Here is a 1,551-nt window from a genome sequence, read left to right as displayed (position 1 = left end):
AATAAATTTAAGGTTTGAAGTACAAAATAAAAACCCTGGCAATAACTTACTCTCCCGCGAACTCGCAGTACCATCAGCGAATAAGAGCTTAACTTCTGTGTTCGGAATGATAACAGGTGTTTCCTCTTTTCTTTAACCACCAGGGTTTTTATATGAAAGACAAAAATATGGCCAAAGATACGGGTAATTAGTATTAGTCAGCTGAATATATTACTATACTTACACTTCTAACCTATCAACCTGGTATTCTTCCAGGACCCTTAAAGGATATCTCATCTTGAGGAAGGCTTCCCACTTAGATGCTTTCAGCGGTTATCCTATCCGAACGTAGCTACCCAGCACTTACCCTTGGCAGGATAACTGGTACACTAGAGGTTCGTCCATCTCGGTCCTCTCGTACTAAAGATAGCTCCTCTCAAATATCCAACGCTTGTGGCAGATAGGGACCAAACTGTCTCACGACGTTCTGAACCCAGCTCGCGTACCGCTTTAAATGGCGAACAGCCATACCCTTAGGACCTGCTCCAGCCCTAGGATGCGATGAGCCGACATCGAGGTGCCAAACCCTTCCGTCGATGTGAACTCTTGGGAAGGATAAGCCTGTTATCCCCGGAGTACCTTTTATTCGTTAAGTGACGGCGCTTCCACTTGCCACCGCCAGATCACTAAGACCTACTTTCGTATCTGTTCGACTTGTCAGTCTTACAGTTAAGCTACCTTATGCCTTTACACTTACAGAGTGATTTCCAACCACTCTAAGGTAACCTTTGCGCACCTCCGTTACTCTTTAGGAGGCGACCGCCCCAGTCAAACTACCCACCTGGCACTCTCCTCATATTTCTATGAGTTAGAAACCTAATTAAACAAGGGTGGTATTTCAAGATTGACTCCACTATCCCTAACGAGATAGCTTCAAAGTCTCCCACCTATCCTACACATATTTAATCAAATCTCAATACCAAGCTATAGTAAAGGTTCACGGGGTCTTTCCGTCTAACCACAAGTAATCGGCATCTTCACCGATACTTCAATTTCACCGAGCTCCACGTTGAGACAGCGTCCAAATCGTTACACCATTCGTGCGGGTCGGAACTTACCCGACAAGGAATTTCGCTACCTTAGGACCGTTATAGTTACGGCCGCCGTTTACTGGGGCTTAAATTCAATGCTTTGAGTAATCTAACATCTCCTCTTAACCTTCCAGCACCGGGCAGGTGTCAGTCCCTATACTTCTCTTTACAGATTTGCAGAGACCTGTGTTTTTGGTAAACAGTCGTTTGGACCATTTTTATGCTACCTAATTACTTAGGTCGTACTTATCCCGAAGTTACGTACGTATTTTGCAGAGTTCCTTAACGTGGATTCTCTCGCGCGCCTTAGAATTTTCATCCCACCTACCTGTGTCGGTTTGCGGTACGGTCCCTTATAGCCTAACCTTAGAAGCTATTTCTTGGCACCTTGACTATCTACATTTCATGTTACCTAAATAACACTCATCATCACATCTTAGTTCTCTTAACGGATTTTCCTATTAAGATCATCACCTTAACG

Annotated in this window: 2 rRNA genes (1 of these 2 cut by a window edge); both read right to left on the bottom strand. The window is 44.2% G+C overall.

The annotated features are described in order from the left end of the window. Window positions 1-33: 33 nt before the first annotated feature. Window positions 34-144, bottom strand: a 5S ribosomal RNA gene (gene rrf / locus HNP68_RS06305). Between the two features lie 23 nt (window positions 145-167). Next, window positions 168-1,551: ribosomal RNA gene (locus HNP68_RS06300) — 23S ribosomal RNA — on the bottom strand; its annotated part runs 1,388 nt beyond the window's last position; the annotation flags it as partial.

The sequence above is a fragment of the Borreliella yangtzensis genome (assembly GCF_014201775.1).
Taxonomy (GTDB): domain Bacteria; phylum Spirochaetota; class Spirochaetia; order Borreliales; family Borreliaceae; genus Borreliella; species Borreliella yangtzensis.
This window is presented reverse-complemented; position numbering and strand designations above follow the sequence as displayed.